Origin of the sequence: Burkholderia sp. BCC1988, from assembly GCF_905339895.1 — a bacterium.
Taxonomy (GTDB): domain Bacteria; phylum Pseudomonadota; class Gammaproteobacteria; order Burkholderiales; family Burkholderiaceae; genus Burkholderia.
Genome location: NZ_CAJPHA010000007.1, coordinates 195,123 through 216,000, shown reverse-complemented (window position 1 = coordinate 216,000; position 20,878 = coordinate 195,123). Strand labels below are relative to the sequence as shown.

Below are 20,878 nucleotides of genomic sequence, written 5' to 3'. Positions count from 1 at the left end.
GATGGAAGCACTCGATCTGGTCATTCAAACCCTGCCCGTGATGGTGAAGGGCGCGCTGTTCACGCTGAAGTTCGCGGTGGCGTCGATGGCGCTCGGCCTCGTCGTCGGGCTCGTGGTCGCGATCATGCGGATCGGCAACAACCGGCTCGCGTCCGGTCTGGCGCAAGGCTACGTCAGCCTGATGCGCGGCACGCCGCTGCTCGTGCAGATGTTCGTCGTCTACTACGGGCTGCCCGATCTCGGCATCACGCTCGATCCGACGACGGCCGGCATCTTCACGCTGACGCTCAACGCCGGCGCGTACCTGTCGGAAAGCATGCGCGGCGCGATCCTCGGCATCGGCCGCGGGCAATGGGCGGCCGCGCACAGCCTCGGCCTCACGCACGTGCAGACGCTGCGCTACATCGTCTGCCCGCAGGCGCTGCGCCTCGCGGTGCCGAGCCTCGGCAACACGCTGATCAGCCTGATCAAGGACACGTCGCTCGTATCGGTGATCACCGTCACCGAGTTGCTGCGCTCGACGCAGGAAGTGATCGCCGCGACGTTCCAGCCGCTGCCGCTCTATCTCGCGGCCGCCGCGATCTACTGGGTGCTGAGCACGCTGCTCACGCGCCTGCAGGGCCGCGTCGAGACGCGCCTCTCGCTGCCGTCCACGCATTGACCATGCGCATGCCATTCAATCCGAACCTCATCCACGGACAACCCATGATTACGCTCGACAACGTCTCCAAGTGGTACGGCAAGCATCAGGTCCTCTCCGCATGCAGCGCGGCGGTATCGAAAGGCGAAGTGGTCGTCGTCTGCGGGCCGTCGGGCTCCGGCAAGTCGACGCTGATCAAGACGATCAACGGTCTCGAGCCGTTCCAGAAAGGCAGCATCGTCGTCGACGGCATGCGGCTCGGCGATCCCGCCGCGAAACTCGCGCAGCTGCGCGCACGCGTCGGCATGGTGTTCCAGCATTTCGAGCTGTTTCCGCACCTGTCGATCACCGACAACCTGACGCTCGCGCAGGTCAAGGTACTCGGCCGCCGCAAGGACGAAGCGATCGAGAACGCGATGAAGCTGCTCGATCGTGTCGGCCTGAAGGCGCATGCGCGCAAGTATCCGGGGCAGCTGTCCGGCGGGCAGCAGCAACGCGTCGCGATTGCTCGCGCGTTGTCGATGAACCCGGTCGCGATGCTGTTCGACGAGCCGACCTCCGCGCTCGACCCCGAGATGATCAACGAAGTGCTCGACGTGATGGTCGAGCTCGCGCGCGACGGCATGACGATGGTGTGCGTCACGCACGAGATGGGCTTCGCGAGGAAGGTCGCGCATCGCGTGATCTTCATGGACCAGGGCGCGGTGGTCGAGGATGCGGCGAGCGACGCGTTCTTCGCCGCGCCGCGCTCCGAACGCGCGCGCGACTTCCTCGACAAGATCCTGCACTGACCGCGCGACGGCTTCGCACCGACTTCACCGACTTTCAAAGGACGACATCTTGAACCCACTGCACTCGACCGACACCCTGCTCGCTCACGAAGGCCGCGCGCACGGCCAGCCCGGCTCTCCGGTGAACCCGCCCGTGTATCGCCAGTCGACACTGCTCTTTCACGGCACCGACGCGCTCGATGCGGTGCGCGGCACGCCGCTCGCGTACGGCCGGCACGGCAGCCCGACCACGCGCGCGCTCGAAAAGGCGCTCGCGCGTCTCGAAGGCGCGCATGCGGCGCTGCTGACGCCGAGCGGGCTCAGCGCGATCACGACCGCGCTGCTCGCGGTGCTGAATCCCGGCGACCATCTGCTGATGGCCGATTCGGTGTACGACCCGACCCGCTCGTTCTGCGACGAGACGCTTGCCCGCCTCGGCATCGAGACGACCTACTACGATCCGTCCATCGGCGCCGGCATCGCGTCGCTGATGCGGCCGAACACGCGCGCGGTCTTTGCCGAATCGCCCGGCTCGCTGACCTTCGAGGTGCAGGACATTCCCGCGATCTGCCGCGTCGCGCACCAGCACGATGCGGTCGTGCTGCTCGACAACACGTGGGGCACGCCGCTGAATTTCCGTTCGTTCTCGCACGGCGTCGACGTATCGATTCACGCGGCGACCAAATACATCGCCGGGCACTCCGACGTGCTGATGGGCGTGATCCTGACGACCGAGGCGCTCGCGCAGAAGGTCACGCGCTGCTACCGGCAGCTCGGGATGACCGTCAGCGGCGACGACGCGTATCTCGCGCTGCGCGGCCTGCGCACGCTGTCGGTGCGCCTCGAACGCCACCAGCGCAACGCGCACGTGCTGACCGAATGGCTCGTGCGGCAGCCGGAAGTCGCACAGGTCCTGTATCCGGCCCGGCCCGGTGATGCCGGCCATGCGCTGTGGCAGCGCGACTTCACGGGCGCGTGCGGATTGTTCGGCCTGGTGCTGCACCCGCAGCCCGACGATGCGGTGCGCGCGCTGCTCGACGGCCTGACGTGCTTCGGCATGGGCTACAGCTGGGGCGGCTTCGAAAGCCTGATCATCCCGTCGAATCCGTCGCGCCATCGCACGGCGACGCACTGGCAGGCAGGCAGCCCGCTGCTGCGCATCCACGCGGGGCTCGAGCATCCGGACGACATGATCGCCGACCTCGACGCCGGTTTCGCACGCATGCGCGCCGCCGCGGCCGCGCTCGCGGAAGCCTGACATTAGGTACGTCACACGCATTCCCCTTTTTCTTCCACGTTCGACCACCACTGATAGCGAGGCCATCATGAAAGACACGCTGTTCATTCTCCGCCCGGGTTTCTTCAAGGACTCCGAAGGTCCGTTCTACTGCGGCGACTCGGTTGCCGTCGAAGGGCTGCTGAGCTTCTATCCACAGTTGCGCGACGCGGTCGCGATCGAGTACATCGACGCGCCGCGGCCGCGCCAGCCGATCGTCGCGCTGATCGGCGAGGACAACCAGTCGGCGCCGGTGCTCGTGCTCGCCGACGGGCAGGCGCCGAAGGATGACGCGGTCGCGATCCGCGAACACAACGGCCGGCGCTTCATCGATTCGCCGGCCGACATCCGCCGCTATCTGTCGTCGCAGTACGGCGTCGCGCACGTCGCGTAAACACGCCGGCGCCCGATGTCGAAGGGCGCCACCGGACGGGATGCGCGGCACGCGCGTCCCGTCCGCCGCTTCCCGCACGCACGCCGCCGCGCGCGTGCGACGTGCTCGGCCACGCGGACTCACCGCTACCGATGACCGGCCCGGGCGCTCCGCCTCTGGCCGTATGGACTTCAACGCAACGCGACGCCAGATGCTGGCACACACCGGGTCCGGCCGCGACCGGCGTCAGCCGGGCGAACTGCAGGCCGGCGCGAACGCGAATGCGGCCGGCTCGGCCGGCACGTGGCGCGCGAGCCACAATGCGGCCTCCGTCCGGTTGCTCACGCCGATCTGGCGGAACAACGCGTACAGATGGTTCTTGATCGTGCCCTCCGCGACATTCAGTACACGGCAGATCTGCTTGTTCGACTTGCCTTCGGCCAGCAGCCGCAGCACCTCGCGCTGGCGCGGCGTGAGGCGCTCGAATGCGCGATCGTCGCCGGCCGGCACGCCGCCCGGGGGCGCCTGCGTCGCGCCGCCGTCGTTCGGCGGCACGTAGATCGCGCCGGCCGCGACGCGGCCGAGCGCATCCGCGAATTCGTCCGCGCTCGCGTGCCGGTCGATGATGCCGGCCGCCCCCGCCAGCAGCGCATCGGCAATCGTGCGGCGGCACACGGCGGCCACCACGCACAGCCACGGCGCGCCGGCGAACGTCTCGTTCAGTACGCTCGGCCAGCTCGGCCGCGCGGCGTGCTCGCCGCATTCGATCGTGATCGCCTCGACCGTCCCGGGCAGCAACGCGTCGCGCAAGCGCAAGACGTCCTCGGGACGGCGGGCCGACCACACATGCCAGTCGACATCGCGTTTACACAGTACGTCCGCCACGCCCGCGACGAATAACGGCGGGCTATCGATCATCAGAACGTTCATTGCGCGGTTTCCTCGAAATCGGGATGCTCGGTTTAGGATTTTTTGCTTCCCTACCCGGCGTTTTTTTTACCGCTGTTTTACGCACCGCGCACTAGGCCCGTCGCTCCGTGACGAATGGCCTAATTCGTCCACGCCGCGCCCCGCCACGCGTGCCGATGCCCGTCGCAAGCCGGCCCGGGCCGCCGGTCGTGACGGGCGTCATATTTGGTAAACGTCTTCAATTTCCTAATGTGAATAACGACAGCGAATTTCCGTTGTCTTCAACACGAAGAGGAGTTTATTCATGGACGCGAATTTCATTGGCTCGGTGATTAACGCTTTACCCATGGACCAAATGATCGCCGGCCCGTTAAAGGCGATGATCAGCGCGCAGACGCAGGCTGCAAAGAGCTACGCGGATTTCCTGATGCAGGTCTGCATCCAGGGCGGCAAGGCCGTGGCCGTCCAGTTCGACTACGACGAGACGCTGGTGGACGAAGGCGGCGTGTCGAAAGGCGTCGTGCAGAAGACGATGCGCATCCCGCTGCTCGCGGCGATCGTCCATCCGATCATCGCGATCGAGGAAGGCACGATCGACTTCGAGATGGAGATCACGCAGTCGGAGAAGTCGTCGTCGTCGACCGAGGCCGGCGGCGAATTCCAGGCGAAGTTCGGCTGGGGGCCGATCAGCGTCAGCGTGTCCGGGCGCGTGTCGCACAAGGCGGAGCAGACGCGCAGCACCGACACGCGCGCGAAATACTCGATCCATACGCAGGTGAAGCGCCAGTCGCCGCCCGAAGCGCTGATGCGCGTGATCGACTTCCTGACCGAGGCCGCGACCAAGCCGGTCGTCACCGAAGGCAACGCGAAGGACGTGAAGCCGCTGCCGGCGACGCCGACCGACGGCAAGCTGGTCGGCGACGCGTCGGGTGCCGGCGGCAAGGCGGCCGCGCCGGCCGGAGCCGATGCGGGCGCCCAGCAGCCGGCGCACGCGTAAGCGCGCGGACCGGCCATGTTCAGGCTCTTCAGACGGTCGCGCCGCGCGGGCGGCGGCGGGCACGACGACGCGGATGCGCGTCCGGGTGGCAGCACTGCCCGGCAGGAACCGGACGGGCCGGTCCCGCCGCCGGCCGGGGCGGTGGCGGGCCGTAGCGGCGCGGTCGCCGGCACGGGCCCGGACGCGGTCGCCGGCACGGGCGGCGCGGTGCCGGCGGCGGCAGGCGTCGATCCGCCGCGCCACGCGACGCCCGGTTCCGCCGGCTGGCCAGCCGGCGCCGCGTCGGGCGTAAATGATGCCCCCACCGCCGCGGCCGGCCCATCGACCGGCGGCTTGCCGCCCGCTGCGCCTGTGTCGCCCGCTGCGCCTGTCTCGCCCGCTTCGCCTGTCTCGCCCGCTTCGCCAACACCACCCGCTTCGCCGACGCCACCTGCGCCGCCCACGCCGCCGCCCGGCGCCCCGGCCGACGACGAACGCCCGCCGCCGCGCGGCATCGCGCTCGACGAGATCGCGCGCGGGATGCAGCACGCGGCGGCCGCCGCGAACCAGCTACTCGCGCACCAGTACACCGCCGTGCTCGACCAGTTCTTCGATCTGCGCGACGACGGCCTGCTCGCGCCGCGCGAGGTCACGGTCGCACTCGACGCGGAGCACACGATGCCGGTGCCGCTCGTCGCGCTCGCCACGCCGCGCGGGCTCGCGCTCGACCGGATGATCGTGCACCTGACCGTGCGCGGCGACTTCACCGAGGCGCTGCCGGCCGGCGGCATCTCGGGCAACGACGACCAGCGCGGCCGCTTCTACGTGACGTTCGCGCCGCGCTCGGAGAAGAAGGACGCCGCGCCGGGCAGTGCGCGGCAGCGCGACACCGAGCACATCGACATCGAAATGCAGTTCGCGGCGCTGCCGCCGCCCGAAGCGATCATGCGCGTGATCGACGAATACACGCATCGCCTGGTGCCGCGCGCACGGCCGGGCGGCAAGGAGAACGACGATGGCGAACCAGCCTGAACGCACCGGCGAGCAAGGCATCGCGCTGATCAAGCAGTTCGAGGGGCTGCGGCTCGTGCGCTATCTCGACGCGGTCGGCAAGCCGACGATCGGCTACGGGCACCTGATCCTGCCGAACGAGCGCTTCACGCGCCCGCTGACGCCGGCCGAAGCGGAGGCGCTGCTGCGGCATGACCTGCGCGGCGCCGAGCTGAACCTGCGCAAGCTGTTGCGCGTGCCGGTCACGCAGCAGCAGTTCGATGCGCTGATGTCGTTCGTCTTCAACCTCGGCGCCGGACGGCTGCGCTCGTCGACCTTGCTGCGCTACCTGAACGCCGGCGCGAGCGCGCGGGCGGCCGACCAGTTCCTCGTCTGGAACAAGGCCGGCGGCAAGCCGCTCGCGGGCCTCACGAAGCGCCGCCGGGCCGAGCGCGCGCTGTTTCTGTCGTGAGCGCCGTGACGCCGCACCGGCCGAACGTCACGGGTCGTCGTGCGTGTCGTTCGCGCCATTTCGCAGCGCGTCGGCTGCCCGTAAGCTGAAACCGTCGCTGAAGTCTTGCTGCATCCGTACCGTTACAACCCTTGTCATTCACCACTCGTCACGACAGGAGCCCCGCATGAACGTCACCCGCTCGCCCGGCCGCACGACGCTGCCCCGCACCGCCGCCTCGCACGTAGTGCGCCGCGCGCTGGGCGCCGCTTGCGCCGCCGTCACCGCCACCGTTACCGTTGCCGTCGCCGCCCTGGCTGCGCTCGCGCCGCACGCCGCGCTCGCCGCCCCCGCCGATCCGCTTCCCGCATACGGCGCCGACGTGCAGCGCACGTCGGTGTCGGGGCTGTCGTCCGGCGGCTTCATGGCCGCGCAGTTCGACGTCGCGTTCTCGAGCCGGCTGATCGGCGCGGGCATCGTCGCGGGCGGGCCGTTCTATTGCGCGGGCGTGAACGCGCTGATCCCGCCGGCGGTGGCCGCGACCACGCTGTGCATGCAGCCGATCGGCCCCGCGCCCTCCGCGGCCGACGCGTGGCGCGCCGCGCGCACGTTCGCGCAGCGCGACGAGATCGACGATCCGGCCAACCTGCGCGGCCAACGCATCTACGTGTTCAGCGGGGCGAAGGATACGGTGGTGTTCACGCGCGTCGTCGACCAGACCGCGCGCTTCTACACGCTCGCGCAGGTTCCGGCCGCGAACCTTCAGTATCGCCAATCGCCGGACGCCGGGCATGCGTTCATCACGAACCGCCCCGAGGACAACGCGTGCAGTGCGAACGCGAGCCCGTATATCGACAACTGCGGCTTCCAGCAGGCGCACGACATCGTGCGCTGGATCTACGGCACGCCCGACAAGCCGCTCAACGCGCCCGCCGCGCAGGCTGGCGGCAAGCTGCTGGCGTTCGACCAGCGCGCGTTCGATCCGCAGCGCCGCGCGTCGCTCGGCGATACGGGCTACGCGTACGTGCCGGCCGATTGCGAACGCGCGACCTGCGCGGTCCACGTGGTGTTCCACGGTTGCGTGCAGAACGTCGCGACCGTCGGCGAGCGGATGATTCGCGGCGTCGGCTACAACGAGATCGCCGACACGAACCGGCTGATCGTGCTGTATCCGCAGGTCGAGAAATCGGCCGTCAATCCGCTCGGCTGCTGGGATTTCTGGGGTTATACGAGCACCGATCCGCTCCAACCCGGCTTCTACCGCCGCGACGCGCCGCAGATGGCCGCCGTGATGCAGATGGTGCAGCGCCTCGGCGCCGCGCGTCGGTAATCCACGTAGCGGCTGCCGTCGCGCCGTCATCGCTCCTTCTTCACGAGGAATCGCCATGTTCTCCACGTTCATCGCCCAATGGGAACGCGCGCACGCCGACGCGCTCCAGCTGTTCGGCAAGCTCGCCGCGCAGACGACCGGCACCGGCGGCACGTCCGCCAGCCCCGCGTGGCGCGCGTTCGCGCACACCGCGCTGCTCGCCGGCCATCGCTACACGGATGCATGCCAGGCCGCGACCGACGCATTGTGGCGCGGCCAGCTCGAACGGTTCGGGCTCGGCAGCTCGGCCGCCGCGGTCAAGGAGCTGGCGGCCCTGAACGCGGATCTCGCGACGCGCTTCACACAGAGCCACCTCCAGCACGCGGGCGCGATGGCCGACGCGGCCGCGCAATACCTCGACAATCTCGGCCGCACGCGCGGCCCGGCCGATGCCGCGATGGCGCTCGGGCGCTTCGCCGGCGACCTGCAGGCGCAGGCGCGTGCGCATGCGCTGCACGTCGCGTCGCTCGCGAACGGCGTCGCGCCCGCGCTCGCGCAGTGGGCCGACCGCACGCTGCGCGACGAACGCGGCACGGCGGATGAGGAGCAAGCATCATGAACATCAAGCTCCGCTTCGTGAACCGTTCGAACGACTGCGGCAACAGCGAGGTCGTGCTGTTCCAGCGCGACGTGATCCCCGATCTGGATACGTTCGCGATCGCATGGAAGGTGATCCGTTATTGCGGACGCGACTGCTTCCATCCGTTCGACTACTCGACCGACATCGACGTCGCGCTCGGCGACGAGCACGGCAACTTCTCGCCGCGCGTCGCGGCGCCCGCCGGCGTGCGCTTCGTGATCGACGCGCAGCCGACCGGACGCGGCCGGCTCGTGCCCGACCCGGCCGACGCACCGGGCGGCGACATCGAAATCGTCAATCGGCTGCGGCGCGGCGCCGTGAACGTCAACGCGTTCAGCGCGGGCCGGCTGATCGCGGTGAAGGAAGCGGTCGCGCCCGGGCAGAAGGCGGTATTCCGCTTCACGCCGACGCTGTGGATCGGCGTGGCGTCGCAGATACAGGAAAGCCGCGCACTGCACGCGGCGGTGATGTCGAGCGCGAACACGATGCTGCCGCTGGCGGGCGTCGCCGCGGCCGACATCGTGATGACGGGCGGCGGCACCGGCACCGACGCGCAGCCGTTCGCGTTCGCGCTCGAACACATCGTGCGCGCGTAGTGCCGCCCGACACGGCTTGAACCGGCTTGACGGCACGGCTTCGCGGCCGGGCCGGCGGGAAAGGTGTGCGGCAGACCGACTGCCGTTTTTTCAAACTCAAGGAGCAACGACGTGGATATCCAACTGAACCTGATCAACCGCTCGAACGACGCCAACAACTCGAGCGTCGTGATTTTCCAGAAGAACGTGGCGACCGACTTCGACGAACTCGCGATCGCGTGGAAGGTGATCCGCAATTGCGGCCAGGGCGACAACCATCCGTTCAAGTTCCCGATGACGATGAGCGTGAGCGCGAGCGACAGCTGGGGCAACTACATGCCGCAGCAGGTCGCGGCGAACGGCCAGGTGTTCCAGGTCGTGCGCTCCAGCTCGGGCGACGTGCTGCAGCTCGGCGGCGACCCTGGCGCGAGCTCCGAGGTGCAGGTGCGCAACGACCTGCCGGCCGGTGCGATCAACGCGACGATCTACAAGGACGGCAACGCGCTCGCGCGCAAGACCTCCGTCGCGCCGGGCCAGAAGGCGGTGTTCCAGTTCAAGCCGACGATCTGGATCGGTGTCGCATCGCAGATCGAACAGGGCGCACTGATGAATTCCGCGGTGATCTCCGACATCAACACGGAACTGTCGCTGCTCGGCATCGCGAGCGCCGACATCGTGATGACCGGCGGCGGCCCCGGCCCGCGCTCGACGCCGTTCACGTTCCGGCTGGAAAACGTGGTGATGGCGTAACGGTCCGTGCGCCGGCGATGCACGGCCGGCGCCCGTTCAATCAGTTATCCGAATCGAATCAAGGTGACTCATGGACATCAATCTCAACTTCGTCAACCTGTCGAACGACGTCAACAACAGCCAGATCGTGATCTTCCAGAAGAACGTGTCGACGGACTTCGACGAGCTCGCGATCGCGTGGAAGGTCATCACCAACTGCGGACGCGGCGACAACCATCCGTTCGTGTTCCCGTTGTTGACGACCGTCTCCGCGAGCGATGCCGACGGCAACTACATGCCGCAAAAGCGCGCGGACAACGGACAGGTCTTCAACGTGTCGCGCTCGACGTCGGGCAACGTGCTCGCGCTCGCCGGCCCCGCCCCGACGTCGCGCGAGATCCAGCTGCGCAACGACCTGAGCCAGGGAGCGATCACCGCGTCGGTCTTCAAGGACAACCGGCTGCTCGCGCACAAGACGGGGATCGTGCCGGGCCAGAAGGCCGTGTTCGAGTTCAAGCCGACGCTGTGGATCGGCACCGCGTCGCAGATCGAACAGGGCGCGGTGATGAATTCGGCCGTGCTGTCCGACATCAACACCGAACTGTCGCTGCTCGGCATCAAGAGCGCCGACATCGTGATGACGGGCGGCGGCGGCGGCACGACCGCGACCGCGTACCAGTTCCGGCTCGCGAACGTGGTGATGGGGTAAACGGCGCACGCGCGACGGCGCACGGGCGGCACCCGTCACGTCGTCGCGCGACCGCTCCGTGCGTGAATCAGCCCGCGCGCCGCACCGGCGCCATCTTCGAGAAATACTTCGCACCAGCCACGCAGCCGACGACCACGACCGTCACGACGAGCATCGACGGCGGCACCGTCTCGTGCAGCAGCCCGGCCGCGAGCAGGAAACCGAAGAACGGCTGCAGCAGCTGCAACTGGCCGACGCCCGCGATCCCGCCGAGCGCGAGGCCGCGATACCAGAACACGAAGCCGATCAGCATGCTGAACAGCGACACATATGCGAGCCCCCACAGCGCGGCGGCGTCGACGCCGTCGAACGTCGCGGGCCACGTGAACCACGTGAGCGGCAGCATCACCGGCAGCGACAGCACGAGCGCCCACGAGATCACCTGCCAGCCGCCGAGCTGGCGCGACAGCCGCGCGCCCTCCGCATAGCCGAGCCCGCACGCGACGATCGCGGCCAGCATCAACGCATCGCCCGCCACCGACGCCTGGCCGCCGTTGCGCAGCGCGAACGCGGCCACCGCGCCGCTGCCGACCAGCGAGAAGACCCAGAACGGCAGCCGCGGCCGTTCGCCGCCGCGCCAGACGCCGAACAGCGCGGTCGCGAGCGGCAGCAGCCCGACGAACACGATCGCATGCGCGGACGTCACGTGCTTGAGCGCGAGCGCGGTCAGCAGCGGAAAACCGACCACGACCCCGAGCGCGACGACGATGAGCGACGCGGTCTCGGCACGCGTCGGCCGCTTCTGCTTCAGCGCGACGAGCAGGATCAGGCCGAGCACGCCGGCGATCGTCGCGCGCGCGAACGTGAGGAACAGCGGGTCGAGCCCCTGCACCGCGATGCGCGTCGCGGGCAGCGAGCCACTGAAGATGATCACGCCCAGCAGGCCGCTGAGCCATCCGTCGGTCGTCTTTTGCACGGGAAATCCTGGTCGGAACAAGGTGGATGACCGATGATCCGCCGCCCGCGAAAAGCGCGTAAGCTACAGCCCAATACAATTCGGACAAACTGTACTGGACAACCGGCCGTACAGTTCCCTCTCGCCATGAGCCGTTCCGTGCAAGACCCTGCTCCGCCCGCGCCGTCGCGCACGCGCGTGGAAACCGTGATGGACACGCTGCGCGCGCGGATCGCGAGCCGCGCGCTGATGCCCGGCGCGCGCGTGCCGTCGATCCGGATGATGGCCGACGCGCTGCACGTGTCGAAATCGACCGTCGTCGACGCGTACGAGCGGCTCGCGAGCGAAGGCGTGCTCGTCGCGCGGCGCGGCTCCGGCTTCTACGTGTCGGGCCACGCGCCGCCGCTCGCGCTCGCCGAACTCGGCCCGCGCCTCGATCGCGAACTCGATCCGCTGTGGCTGTCGCGCCAGTCGCTCGAGGCGGCGCCCGGCTCGGTGAAGCCCGGTTGCGGCTGGCTGCCGTCGTCGTGGCTGCCGGACGAGAGCCTGCGACGTGCGCTGCGCGCGGTGTCGCGCGACGAACCCGACGCGCTGACCGACTACGCGACACCGCTCGGGCTGCCCGCGTTGCGCCAGCAGCTCGCATGGCGGCTCGCGCAGCACGGCGTTCATGCGGAGCCCGCGCAGATCATGCTGACCGACGGCGGCACGCACGCGCTCGATCTCGTGTGCCGGCTGCTGCTGGAGCCGGGCGACACCGTCGTGCTCGACGATCCGTGCTACTTCAACTTCCAGGCGCTGCTGCGCGCGCATCGCGCACGGATCGTCAGCGTGCCGTACACGCCGAACGGCCCCGATCTCGCGCGTTTCGAACAGGTGCTCGCCGAACACCGGCCGCGCCTGTACATCACGAACGCGGCGCTGCACAACCCGACCGGCGCGACGCTCGCGCCGCCGGTCGCGCACCGGTTGCTCACGCTCGCGGCCGAGCACGGCCTGCTGATCGTCGAGGACGACATCTTCGCGGATTTCGAAAGCACGCCCGCGCCGCGCCTCGCGGCATTTGACGGGCTCTCGCGCGTCGTGTCGATCGGCAGCTTCTCGAAGACGCTGTCGGCCGCGATCCGCTGCGGCTACATCGCCGCGCGCCCCGAATGGATCGACGCGCTCGTCGACCTGAAGCTCGCGACGTCGTTCGGCAATGCGCAGATCGGCGCGAACGTCGTGCACCGGCTGCTGGTCGACGGCACCTACCGGCGCCATCTCGACGGCCTGCGTATGCAGTTGGCCGATGCGATGGGCGAAACGATCCGGCGGCTCGCACGCGCCGGGCTCGGGATCTGGACGGAACCGCGCGGCGGGTTGTTCGTGTGGGCCGAGCTGCCCGACGGGCTCGATGCCGCGCGCGTCGCGCGCCATGCGCTCGACCACGATGTGGTGCTCGCGCCGGGCAACGTGTTCAGTGCGTCGCACGGCGCAACGTCGTTCATGCGCTTCAACGTGTCGCGCTGCAAGGGGCCGGCGGTGTTCGATGCGCTCGGGCGGGCGATGGAGGCGGCGCGGATGTCGGAGCACGCGGTCGCGCAACCGGATACGAACGGGCGCGCGCTCGCCGGCGAACGTTGACGGCGGGCGAGCGCGCTACTTGCCGGTCGCCACGATTTCCGCGACGAAATCGACGAATGCCCGCACCTTCGCGGGCGGCAGGTGACGCGACGGATAGTAGGCAAACAGCGGAAATGCCTCGCCGCGCCAATCCGCGAGCAGCTCGACGAGCCGCCCCTGCTCGATCAAGCCCGCTACCCCGCTCGCCTTGAAGCGTGCGATGCCCACACCGGCCAGACACGCACCGAGCATCGTGCCGGCGTCGTTGACGAGCAGCCTGCCCGTCGTCCTGACCGGCACGCGCTTGCGGCCGAGCTGATAGATCCATTCGAGCGGCTGGCCGGTCAGCGTGTTGCGCATCTGGATGCACGCATGGCCCGCGAGATCGGCCGGCGCCGCAGGACGCCCGTGCCGTTTCACGTAGGCGGGCGCGGCGACCGTCACCGCGCGCGTCTCCAGCAATTTGCGCGCCACCAGCGACGACGACGGCGGCTCGCCGAACCGCACCGCAACGTCGAATCCGTCGGCGACCAGATCGCCGAGCTGCTCGCGCGCGGCCAGTTCCAGCGACAGATCGGGATGGCGTGCAAGCAACGCCGGAAGGTGCGGCGCCAGCACCCGCCGCGAGAAATACGCGTCGACGTTCACGCGCAATCTGCCGCGCACGGCGGCGGCCGAGCCGGCGGCCAGCGTCACCGCATCGCCGATGCCGGCGAGCAGCGGACCGATCTCTTCGTACAGGCGGCGCCCTTCGTCCGTCAGCGTGACCGAGCGCGTCGTGCGATCGAGCAGCCGCACGCCGACGCGCGCCTCGAGCCGGCCCACGGCCCGGCTGACGCCGGACGGCGACAAGCCGAGTGCGTCAGCCGCGCGCGCGAAGCTGCCGCTTTCGACGATCGCGGCCAGCACGCCCACGTTCGCCAGAATCCGTCCGTCGATCCCCAGGATTTCATTCATGACAAACAATCACCAATCAAATGACATGGATTCGATTCCATCAGGAATCGTCGCCTCCTATCATGCAACCCGATGCATCGCGACGGCAAGCCCGAACGCGGCATGCAGTTCCGGCGCCCGCATCTTTCGGCGCGCCCGCTCCCTTCTCGATGAGGATTTCAAACCATGTATGCCATTACCGGTATCACCGGACAGGTCGGCGGCGCGCTCGCCCGAACGCTGCTCGCGGCCGGCCGGCCCGTGCGCGCCGTCGCGCGCACCGCGGATCGCGCTGCGCCGTGGGTCGCGCGCGGCTGCGATGTTGCACTTGCCGAGATGACCGACACCGCCGCACTGACGACGGCCTTCTCGAACACGGATGGCGTCTTCGTCCTGCTGCCGCCATGCTTCGATCCGTCGCCGGGATTCCCCGAAACGCGCGCCGTCATCGATGCCGTCGGTGCGGCATTGCGCGCCGCTCGGCCACGCAAGGTCGTCTGTCTGTCGACGATCGGTGCGCAGGCGACGCAGGTGAATCTGCTGACGCAACTGACGATGATCGAAAAGGCGTTCGACGACTTGCCGATACCCGTCACGTTCCTGCGCCCCGCGTGGTTCCTCGAAAATGCCGCGTGGGACGTAGCAACCGCACGCGACGCCGGCGTCATCTACAGCTTTCTCCAGCCGCTCGACAAGCCGGTGCCGATGGTCGCAACCGAAGATGTCGGCCGGACGGCGGCCGCGCTGCTACAGGACGAATGGACCGGCGCACGCATCGTCGAACTCGAAGGGCCCCGGCGGGTCAGCCCGAACGACCTCGCGAACGCGTTCACCCGCGTGTTCGGGCACCCGGTGCGCGCCGAAGCCGTGCCGCGCAGCACGTGGGCGGCGCTGTTCGATGCGCAGCGGATGCGCCACCCCGAGCCGCGCATGCGCATGCTCGACGGCTTCAACGAGGGCTGGATCGACTTCGAGTCGGCGCGCGCGGATGTCGTTCGAGGAGAAATCGACGCGGACGCCGTGCTGCACGCCCTCGTCGCCCGCGTCGCCTGAGCGCGACCGGGGTGGCGGCTGACGTTGCCACGCCGCCGCCCCGGTGGCCCGATCACGCCTCCCCCGCGTGCGCCCTCGCCCGCACCTCGGCGAACGTCGTATCGACCAGCATCCGCCCGGTATCGAACACCGTTTCGAGCGCGTCATCCCACTCGCCTTCCAGCGCGCGATCGTCCCACGCGACCGGCAGCGCCACCGTCCGGTATTCTCCCGTGCGCCGATTGCGCAGCAACGTGAGCCGGCCCTGCTTCGAGCGCTTGCCCGGATCGGTAACCGGATCCTTGCTCACGCCGTGCCACACGTCGCCACGCCGGATCGCCGAGCACTTCATCGCGAAGCGCTGCGTGTCGCGATTCACCTGCTGCAGCAGCGCGCCGCCCATCCCGAACACGACGTTGCCGGCCGCATAACCCGCGTCGTCGAGTGCGGACAGGATCGCGTCGATCGACAGCTCGTCGACGCCGTCGCCCTGGATCACGCGCACGCGATTCAGCACGCGCCGTCCCTTGCCGTTCACGGACGAGCCGAACGAAGCGTCGAGCGCGCGCACGGTCTGCAGCACGATCTTCACCGGGTCGCCCGAATCGGGACGCACGACGAGCGTCGCGCCCGAGTCGATCACCGCCTGGCGCAGCGGGCCACCCCACAGTTCAAGCGCGGCGAACAGATCATAGGAGTCCGACACGACCGACACGATCGCGCCGGGCAAACCGAAGCGAGCGATCATGTTCCGGTACGCATCGGCTTCGTGCTCACGCCCCCACGACGTGATCGTGCTGTGCTCGGCCGCGGGCACCGAGTACGCGGCCATCGGCTCGCGATAGAAGCGGTTCGCGGCCAGTACGCCGAGCACCGTGTCCGAACCCATGAAGCTCACGAGGTGTGCCGCGCCGCCGATCGCGGCCGACTCCGCGCTCGATACGCCGCGCGCGCCGAAGTCGTGCAGCTTGAACGGCAGCTGCGCGAGATCGTCGTCGGTCTTCTCGAGAAAGCGGCGGATCGTCTGCCGCAGGTGCCAGCTGCGCGTCGCGACCGTCACCGGGTACCACACGCGCAGCAGCATCGTCTCCAGATACGACGCGAGCCAGAACACCTTCGGGTCGTCGCATTCGACGGTCATCAGCACGTTGTGCACGGGCACGATCGAACCTTCGGGCACCGCGCGGATCCTCACGGGCAGGTAGCCGTCGTAGTGCTCGACGACATGACGCCAGCCGTCCTCGTTGAACGGCTCGCCGTGCACCGCGAAGAAATCGCGCGCGTCGTCGATCATCGCGTGCGTGACCGGCCGGCACAGATAGTCCTTCAGCAGCATCTGCAGGCCGAAGAACAGCGTGCGGTCATAGCGGCCGCCGCGCGACTCGACGTACGAGAACATCGCCTGCGCGTCGGGCGGGTATTGCAGGAAGTGGGAAGCCTTGTACGAATCCGTGTTGAGGATCGGATTGGCGAGAACCGCGGCAAAGCCGCCGGGATCGTTTTGCATGGCTAGAGCTCCTCTAGGCCGTTGAAGTGCCGCCGCGTCTGTCGCGGCGGACCGGAATCCGGGGAATCAGCGCGTCACAGTTTCCCCAGGAAGTGATACGCGATCTCGAAGTGATCCTCGAACATCACGTTGCGCATCTGCGCGAATTCGTTGAGCGGCACCCAGCGCGCCTTGTCGGCGTCGTCGCTGCCCTTCACGCGCGGCAACTCGCCGGTCGGGAAGTTGAACAGGCACGCGTGCGTGATCGTGCGGCCGCGCAGCGAACGCGTCGGATGATCGAATACCTGGCGATCCTTGATCGAGCCGCGCAGCACGGGCTCCGGCAGCTTCAGGCCGGTCTCCTCGCGCAGTTCGCGGATGCAGGCCGCGTCGAGCCGTTCATCCTGGTTCACGAACCCGCCCGGCAGCGCCCACAGGCCGCGGCCCGGTTCGCTGCGCCGGCGCACGAGCAGGAGATGGCCCGAGTGCACGACCACCGCGTCGACCGTCACGAACGTGACCGGATACGGTGCGGCCGACCACGCCTTGCGATACCCGGCGATGAATTCGGCCTCGGCCTTCAGCTGCGCGAATGCCGGCTGCGTGCGAAAACGTTCGAGCCAGCCGAACACCGGTTCCGGCACGGCCCATTGCACGAAGCTGTTGGTGCGTTCGGCGAAGTACTGATCGCGGATTTCGGTGGCGGAGATGTCTTCGGTCGCATCGACGTCGACGAGCTCCCATTGCGGGAACATCCGCAGGTAATACGACGTGGCGTCCTTCTCGTGGCCGATCAGCCCGACCCTGCGCTGCGCGACCTCGCCGAGCGAGGCGGCCACGGCATCCTGCACCCAGCGCACCCAGTCGCCGTCGTTGTACGTCGAATCCTGCACGGGCGCGACCGTCACGCGCTCGCGCTCGGACGGCTCGAGCAGCGAAGCCAGCATCTGGCGGCGCTCGTCGAACGAGAACGGATCCTTGATGGTGCGGGGCTTGTCGGTCGATCCGATCAGCACGCATACGCGCTCGGCCCGGCTCAGTGCGGACTTCAGCACGTTCAGGTGACCACGATGCGGAGGCTGGAAACGACCAATGAAAACGAGCGCGTCGAAGCGCCGGTTCTGTTGCGTACTCATGAGGCTCCCTCAAGAGATTGAAACGCTTCGGGTCTTTCCCGAAGGCATGGAATCGATCGTAGGGGAATTCCCGGAGAAGGTCAATCGAGCGCGCGCTCGACTTGACGAAGTCTGAAGAATTGCGCGGCTTTGGCGGGTTACACTCGATTTCATCCCGATTACAGCGTTGCGCTTGCTACCCATCATGAGGATCTCAGTCAGCCGGATCGTCGGCGTCGATCGCAGACGCCTCTTCACGTGGTCGCAGGACTACGCGCGGCGGCTCGTGTGGGACAGCTTCCTTGCCGACGCGTACCTGCCCGACGGGATGACGGCCGACGTCGGCGTCGATGCGTTCTGCCGCAGCCAGTCGGGCGCGACGATGGTGTCGCGCTACATCTCGTACCGTCCGCCGCAGGTCGCGGCCGTCGAAATGGTCGACGGGCCGAAGGTGCTCGAACGCTTCAGCGGCAGCTGGAATTTCACCGAGCACACACCGGGCACGACCGAAGTGAAGTTCACGTATCACTTCCGTGCGCAGCCGTCCTGGCTGCGCTGGCTGCTCGAACCGCTGATCGGCGCGTTCTATCTCGTGCACACGCGCCGACGTCTCGACTCGTTCAAGCGTTGGGCCGAAGCCGAAGCGCTGCCGCACTGACGCGCGACGCCGCGCGCATCAGAGGAACGGCGAAATGTTCGCGATCGCGCGCGACACGTAATCGTCCTTCTCGCCCACCGGCGCGACATAGTGAATCGCACTGCGCGCGGCCTCGATGCCGGCCAGACGCGCGATGAACCACGCAGCCAGATACTGCGACGACAGGCACCCGCCGGCGGTCGCGACGTTCCCGCTGGCCACGAACGGCTGGTCGAGCACGGCCACGCCGGCTTCCTGCACCCACGGCTTCGTGGTCAGGTCGGTACACGCGGGGACATCGCCGAGCCAGCCCAGCTTCGCCAGCACGAGCGTGCCCGAGCACTGCGCGCCGAGCAACTGCCGCGCGGGGTCGAACTGCAATTGCGCCATCAACGCGGCATCGGCGACGACGTCGCGGGTCCGCACGCCGCTGCCCACCAGCACGGCGTCCGCGTCGCGGGCGTCCTGCAGCGACGCTTGCGCGTCGATCGTCACGCCGTTCATCGAGCGCACGCGGGCGGTCGGGCTCGCGATCGACACCCGCCAGCCCGGCTGCTTGACCCGGTTGAGAATCCCGAGCGCGATCAGCGAATCGAGTTCGTTGAAACCGTCGAAGGTCAGGATGGCGATGTGCATGGGGGCCTCTGTGCGGGACGTCGTACCGCACGATCATAAGCGGTTCGCGAAATCGGTGCAGCGCGTCGTCGCATGCGCGACTACCGCTGTCGCCCCGGCCGCTCATGCGACGCCGCGCGCCACCTGCTGCCGGACCTGCGCGTGCGTGCCGAGCGCGGCGGCGATCGCATCGACCGCCTCGGCCGCGCGCGCGGCGCCGCACATGAACGCGTCGACGGCCGCGAAGCCGTGCTCCGGCCACGTATGAATCGTGATGTGCGACTCCGCGAGCAGCACGACACCCGTCACCCCATGCTCACCGCCGAAGTGATGGAAATGCGCGCCGATCACGCGTGCGCCGGCCTGCTGCGCGGCGTCGGTGAGTATCGTCTCGAGCCGCGCCACATCGCGCAGCAGCTTCGCGTCGATGCCGGCGAGATCGGCCAGCACGTGCGAGCCGAGCGTCGCTCGCGGCGCGGCGATACCGTCGCGCGCCGTCATTTGTGCGACCCGTACGACGAATAGCCGCTGCGCGCCGACGAACTGCCCCACCCGCTGCCGCCCGAACCGCTGCCGCCGAGCGACGCGCAGCTGAACAGCGTGACGACGATCAGCCCGTAAAGTCCGTAGAGGATGTAACGCATTACGAGTTGCCCCCGTCGGACGCGAAGCCCTTCCACAGCCATTCCGGCAGCCACAGCACGAGCAGGCCGATCAGCACGTAGACGGAGCGGCCGCTGAACGAGAACAGCGAACCCAGGTTGAAGATCACGAGCATCGCGCTGAACACGATCGGCAGCGGCGCGAAGCTATGCGGCTGCTTCGCGCCGAACAGGCCCGTCGACGCCCCGGCGGAACCCGTTGCGGACGCAACCGCTGCCGTCGCGAGCGCCGGCGTCGCGAAGCGTTCGGCCAGTGCGCCGGCCGACAACGGCCGCGCACGCGACCAGACGATTTCCGCGGCGCTGCGCTCGCGCGTGAGCTTGTCCTTCTGCCAGCCGTAGTCGGTGATCGACGTGCGGTCGCCGACCTGCACGCGCCAGTTGAACGCGCCGACCACGTACACGACTTCCGAGTCGTACGTCTCGCGCAGTCGATAGGTCTTGCCTTCGTCGGTGACGTCGGACTCGCCGCCGATCGTCGGCCAGTGGTCGAGCACCTGCACGCGTTCCCAGCGCCCTTCGCTCTGCACGAGCCACAGGAAGCCGCGCTTCGGATTCAGCAGCAGGTATTCGTCCCACGTCTCGTCGTCGTCCGGCACGCGGCAACGCATCATGCCGATCACCGTGTACTTCACGCCGTCGAACGTGCCGGTCGCGCCGAGTTCCAGCGCGCCCTTCACCGCATCGAGCTTGCGCTGCGCGGCGAACACGGTCTGCTGCTCGGCCGTGCACTGCACGCCCGCGTGACAGCTGCCGCACACGACATAGTCGGCCAGGTTCGGTGCATACGACAGCGGCGCGCCGCAGCTCGGGCACGCGAACGGCACCATCTGAGCGCCCCGTTTCTCCCGCGTGTCGTTGTCGGTATCGCGCAGCCCCGTGAATGCGAGCGCGTCGAATTCCATCGCTTCGCCGCTGTAGACGGCCGGGCTCCCGCCGTTCGCGTCGGCGTCGGAATAGTCGTAGGTCGCGAATGCATTGCCGGTGCGCAGGTCGACGACGCGCGCTTCCCAGCCCGCATCGATGCGGAACGGCAACTCGCCGTCGCCGCCCGTGCAGCGTGCGGTGCGCACGTCGGACACGAGATACGCGCGGCCGCCGTGGTCGATCCGCATGCCCGGTTCGAGCGTGCCGAACGCGGGCCACGCGCCGCCCGACGCATCGTCGGGCTCGCGCACCGTGACCGCATACTGGCCCGACGCATCCGACAGCCAGCCGAACGCGCCGTCGTCGAACACGACGTACCACTCGCTCCACGCGCCGGCGTCGTAGGTCATCTGGATGCGGCCGAGCACCGTGAACGTGCGCTTGCCGTAGCGCCCGGCCGTGCCGATCTGGATCGGCGACGCGTCGTCGAGCACCGTGGCCAGCTCGCCGATGCGCTCGACGTCGGCACCGCGCTTGAGCAGCGTGCTGCGACAGAACGCGCAGACGGCCATCACCGCCGCCGCCGAGCGAAACTCGACCGGCGCGCCGCACTGGGGGCACGAAGTACTGAACATGCGCGAC

General features: G+C 68.6%; 24 protein-coding genes. 15 read left to right on the top strand and 9 right to left on the bottom strand.

The annotated features are described in order from the left end of the window. Position 1: 1 nt before the first annotated feature. The 4 genes from U4012_RS12515 to U4012_RS12500 all read left to right on the top strand — a co-directional run bounded on the left by U4012_RS12515 (position 2) and on the right by U4012_RS12500 (position 3,080). Positions 2-661: an amino acid ABC transporter permease gene (locus U4012_RS12515; RefSeq protein WP_321798872.1), complete on the top strand. Its 660-nt coding sequence runs from the start codon at positions 2-4 to the stop codon at positions 659-661. Between the two features lie 44 nt (positions 662-705). Further along, entirely contained in the window at positions 706-1,431 is a 726-nt protein-coding gene (locus U4012_RS12510) for an amino acid ABC transporter ATP-binding protein (RefSeq protein ID WP_321798870.1), read from the top strand. A gap of 49 nt (positions 1,432-1,480) precedes the next feature. Continuing rightward, positions 1,481-2,668 (top strand): cystathionine beta-lyase, encoded by a 1,188-nt coding sequence (metC, locus tag U4012_RS12505; RefSeq protein ID WP_321798868.1) that lies wholly within the window; start codon positions 1,481-1,483, stop codon positions 2,666-2,668. A gap of 67 nt (positions 2,669-2,735) precedes the next feature. Continuing rightward, a complete protein-coding gene (locus U4012_RS12500; protein WP_321798866.1) occupies positions 2,736-3,080 on the top strand; it encodes a DUF3088 domain-containing protein in 345 nt (114 codons plus the stop codon). Positions 3,081-3,305: 225 nt separating this feature from the next. Here U4012_RS12500 and U4012_RS12495 read toward each other — a convergent pair whose 3' ends face one another. Beyond that, a complete protein-coding gene (locus U4012_RS12495; RefSeq protein WP_321798864.1) occupies positions 3,306-3,989 on the bottom strand; it encodes a response regulator transcription factor in 684 nt (227 codons plus the stop codon). A 283-nt stretch (positions 3,990-4,272) separates the two neighbouring features. On the opposite strand from U4012_RS12495, the gene U4012_RS12490 reads away from it, so the two are divergent. The 8 genes from U4012_RS12490 to U4012_RS12455 all read left to right on the top strand — a co-directional run bounded on the left by U4012_RS12490 (position 4,273) and on the right by U4012_RS12455 (position 10,347). Then, positions 4,273-4,965, top strand: a complete 693-nt coding sequence (locus U4012_RS12490) for a DUF2589 domain-containing protein (RefSeq protein ID WP_321798862.1) — start codon at positions 4,273-4,275, stop codon at positions 4,963-4,965. A 15-nt stretch (positions 4,966-4,980) separates the two neighbouring features. Next, positions 4,981-5,976 (top strand): DUF2589 domain-containing protein, encoded by a 996-nt coding sequence (locus U4012_RS12485; RefSeq protein WP_321798860.1) that lies wholly within the window; start codon positions 4,981-4,983, stop codon positions 5,974-5,976. Further along, entirely contained in the window at positions 5,960-6,406 is a 447-nt protein-coding gene (locus tag U4012_RS12480; protein ID WP_321798858.1) for a lysozyme, read from the top strand. Before U4012_RS12485 ends, U4012_RS12480 begins: the two co-directional genes overlap by 17 nt. A gap of 166 nt (positions 6,407-6,572) precedes the next feature. Continuing rightward, the gene (locus U4012_RS12475; RefSeq protein ID WP_321798856.1) at positions 6,573-7,715 is read left to right on the top strand and encodes a poly(3-hydroxybutyrate) depolymerase; all 1,143 of its coding nucleotides are present in this window, start codon (positions 6,573-6,575) and stop codon (positions 7,713-7,715) included. 55 nt (positions 7,716-7,770) lie between these two features. Beyond that, positions 7,771-8,313 (top strand): hypothetical protein, encoded by a 543-nt coding sequence (locus U4012_RS12470; RefSeq protein ID WP_321798854.1) that lies wholly within the window; start codon positions 7,771-7,773, stop codon positions 8,311-8,313. After that, a complete protein-coding gene (locus U4012_RS12465; protein WP_321798852.1) occupies positions 8,310-8,930 on the top strand; it encodes a hypothetical protein in 621 nt (206 codons plus the stop codon). Before U4012_RS12470 ends, U4012_RS12465 begins: the two co-directional genes overlap by 4 nt. Positions 8,931-9,041: 111 nt before the next feature. Continuing rightward, on the top strand, positions 9,042-9,659 hold the full coding sequence (locus U4012_RS12460) for a hypothetical protein (RefSeq protein WP_044848966.1): 618 nt from the start codon (positions 9,042-9,044) through the stop codon (positions 9,657-9,659). Positions 9,660-9,729: 70 nt separating this feature from the next. Continuing rightward, a complete protein-coding gene (locus U4012_RS12455; protein ID WP_044848965.1) occupies positions 9,730-10,347 on the top strand; it encodes a hypothetical protein in 618 nt (205 codons plus the stop codon). Positions 10,348-10,414: 67 nt separating this feature from the next. Here U4012_RS12455 and U4012_RS12450 read toward each other — a convergent pair whose 3' ends face one another. After that, entirely contained in the window at positions 10,415-11,302 is an 888-nt protein-coding gene (locus U4012_RS12450; RefSeq protein WP_321798848.1) for a DMT family transporter, read from the bottom strand. A 126-nt stretch (positions 11,303-11,428) separates the two neighbouring features. On the opposite strand from U4012_RS12450, the gene U4012_RS12445 reads away from it, so the two are divergent. Continuing rightward, positions 11,429-12,907 (top strand): PLP-dependent aminotransferase family protein, encoded by a 1,479-nt coding sequence (locus tag U4012_RS12445; RefSeq protein ID WP_321798846.1) that lies wholly within the window; start codon positions 11,429-11,431, stop codon positions 12,905-12,907. 15 nt (positions 12,908-12,922) lie between these two features. On the opposite strand, the gene U4012_RS12440 is transcribed toward U4012_RS12445, so the two are convergent. Beyond that, positions 12,923-13,831: a LysR family transcriptional regulator gene (locus U4012_RS12440; protein WP_124522463.1), complete on the bottom strand. Its 909-nt coding sequence runs from the start codon at positions 13,829-13,831 to the stop codon at positions 12,923-12,925. Between the two features lie 177 nt (positions 13,832-14,008). Between U4012_RS12440 and U4012_RS12435 the strand changes: the two genes are divergently transcribed. Then, positions 14,009-14,875: an NmrA family NAD(P)-binding protein gene (locus U4012_RS12435; protein ID WP_321798844.1), complete on the top strand. Its 867-nt coding sequence runs from the start codon at positions 14,009-14,011 to the stop codon at positions 14,873-14,875. A 52-nt stretch (positions 14,876-14,927) separates the two neighbouring features. Here U4012_RS12435 and U4012_RS12430 read toward each other — a convergent pair whose 3' ends face one another. Both U4012_RS12430 and U4012_RS12425 read right to left on the bottom strand, forming a co-directional pair. Continuing rightward, positions 14,928-16,361 carry a nicotinate phosphoribosyltransferase gene (locus U4012_RS12430; RefSeq protein WP_321798842.1) on the bottom strand — a complete coding sequence of 478 codons (1,434 nt, stop codon included), beginning with the start codon at positions 16,359-16,361 and terminating at the stop codon, positions 14,928-14,930. Positions 16,362-16,435: 74 nt separating this feature from the next. Further along, the gene (locus tag U4012_RS12425) at positions 16,436-17,476 is read right to left on the bottom strand and encodes a bifunctional nicotinamide-nucleotide adenylyltransferase/Nudix hydroxylase (RefSeq protein WP_124485334.1); all 1,041 of its coding nucleotides are present in this window, start codon (positions 17,474-17,476) and stop codon (positions 16,436-16,438) included. 184 nt (positions 17,477-17,660) lie between these two features. Between U4012_RS12425 and U4012_RS12420 the strand changes: the two genes are divergently transcribed. Further along, positions 17,661-18,113 carry a type II toxin-antitoxin system RatA family toxin gene (locus tag U4012_RS12420; protein ID WP_044848960.1) on the top strand — a complete coding sequence of 151 codons (453 nt, stop codon included), beginning with the start codon at positions 17,661-17,663 and terminating at the stop codon, positions 18,111-18,113. Positions 18,114-18,131: 18 nt separating this feature from the next. Here U4012_RS12420 and U4012_RS12415 read toward each other — a convergent pair whose 3' ends face one another. The 4 genes from U4012_RS12415 to U4012_RS12400 form a co-directional block, all read right to left on the bottom strand. Further along, entirely contained in the window at positions 18,132-18,728 is a 597-nt protein-coding gene (locus U4012_RS12415; RefSeq protein ID WP_321798838.1) for a DJ-1/PfpI family protein, read from the bottom strand. 102 nt (positions 18,729-18,830) lie between these two features. Next, a complete protein-coding gene (gene speD / locus U4012_RS12410) occupies positions 18,831-19,208 on the bottom strand; it encodes an adenosylmethionine decarboxylase (RefSeq protein ID WP_321798836.1) in 378 nt (125 codons plus the stop codon). Next, complete coding sequence (locus U4012_RS12405; protein ID WP_170296473.1) at positions 19,205-19,351, bottom strand: hypothetical protein; 147 nt, start codon at positions 19,349-19,351, stop codon at positions 19,205-19,207. Before U4012_RS12405 ends, speD begins: the two co-directional genes overlap by 4 nt. Continuing rightward, positions 19,351-20,871 carry a DUF4178 domain-containing protein gene (locus tag U4012_RS12400; protein WP_321798832.1) on the bottom strand — a complete coding sequence of 507 codons (1,521 nt, stop codon included), beginning with the start codon at positions 20,869-20,871 and terminating at the stop codon, positions 19,351-19,353. Before U4012_RS12400 ends, U4012_RS12405 begins: the two co-directional genes overlap by 1 nt. Between the last annotated feature and the right edge of the window lie 7 nt (positions 20,872-20,878).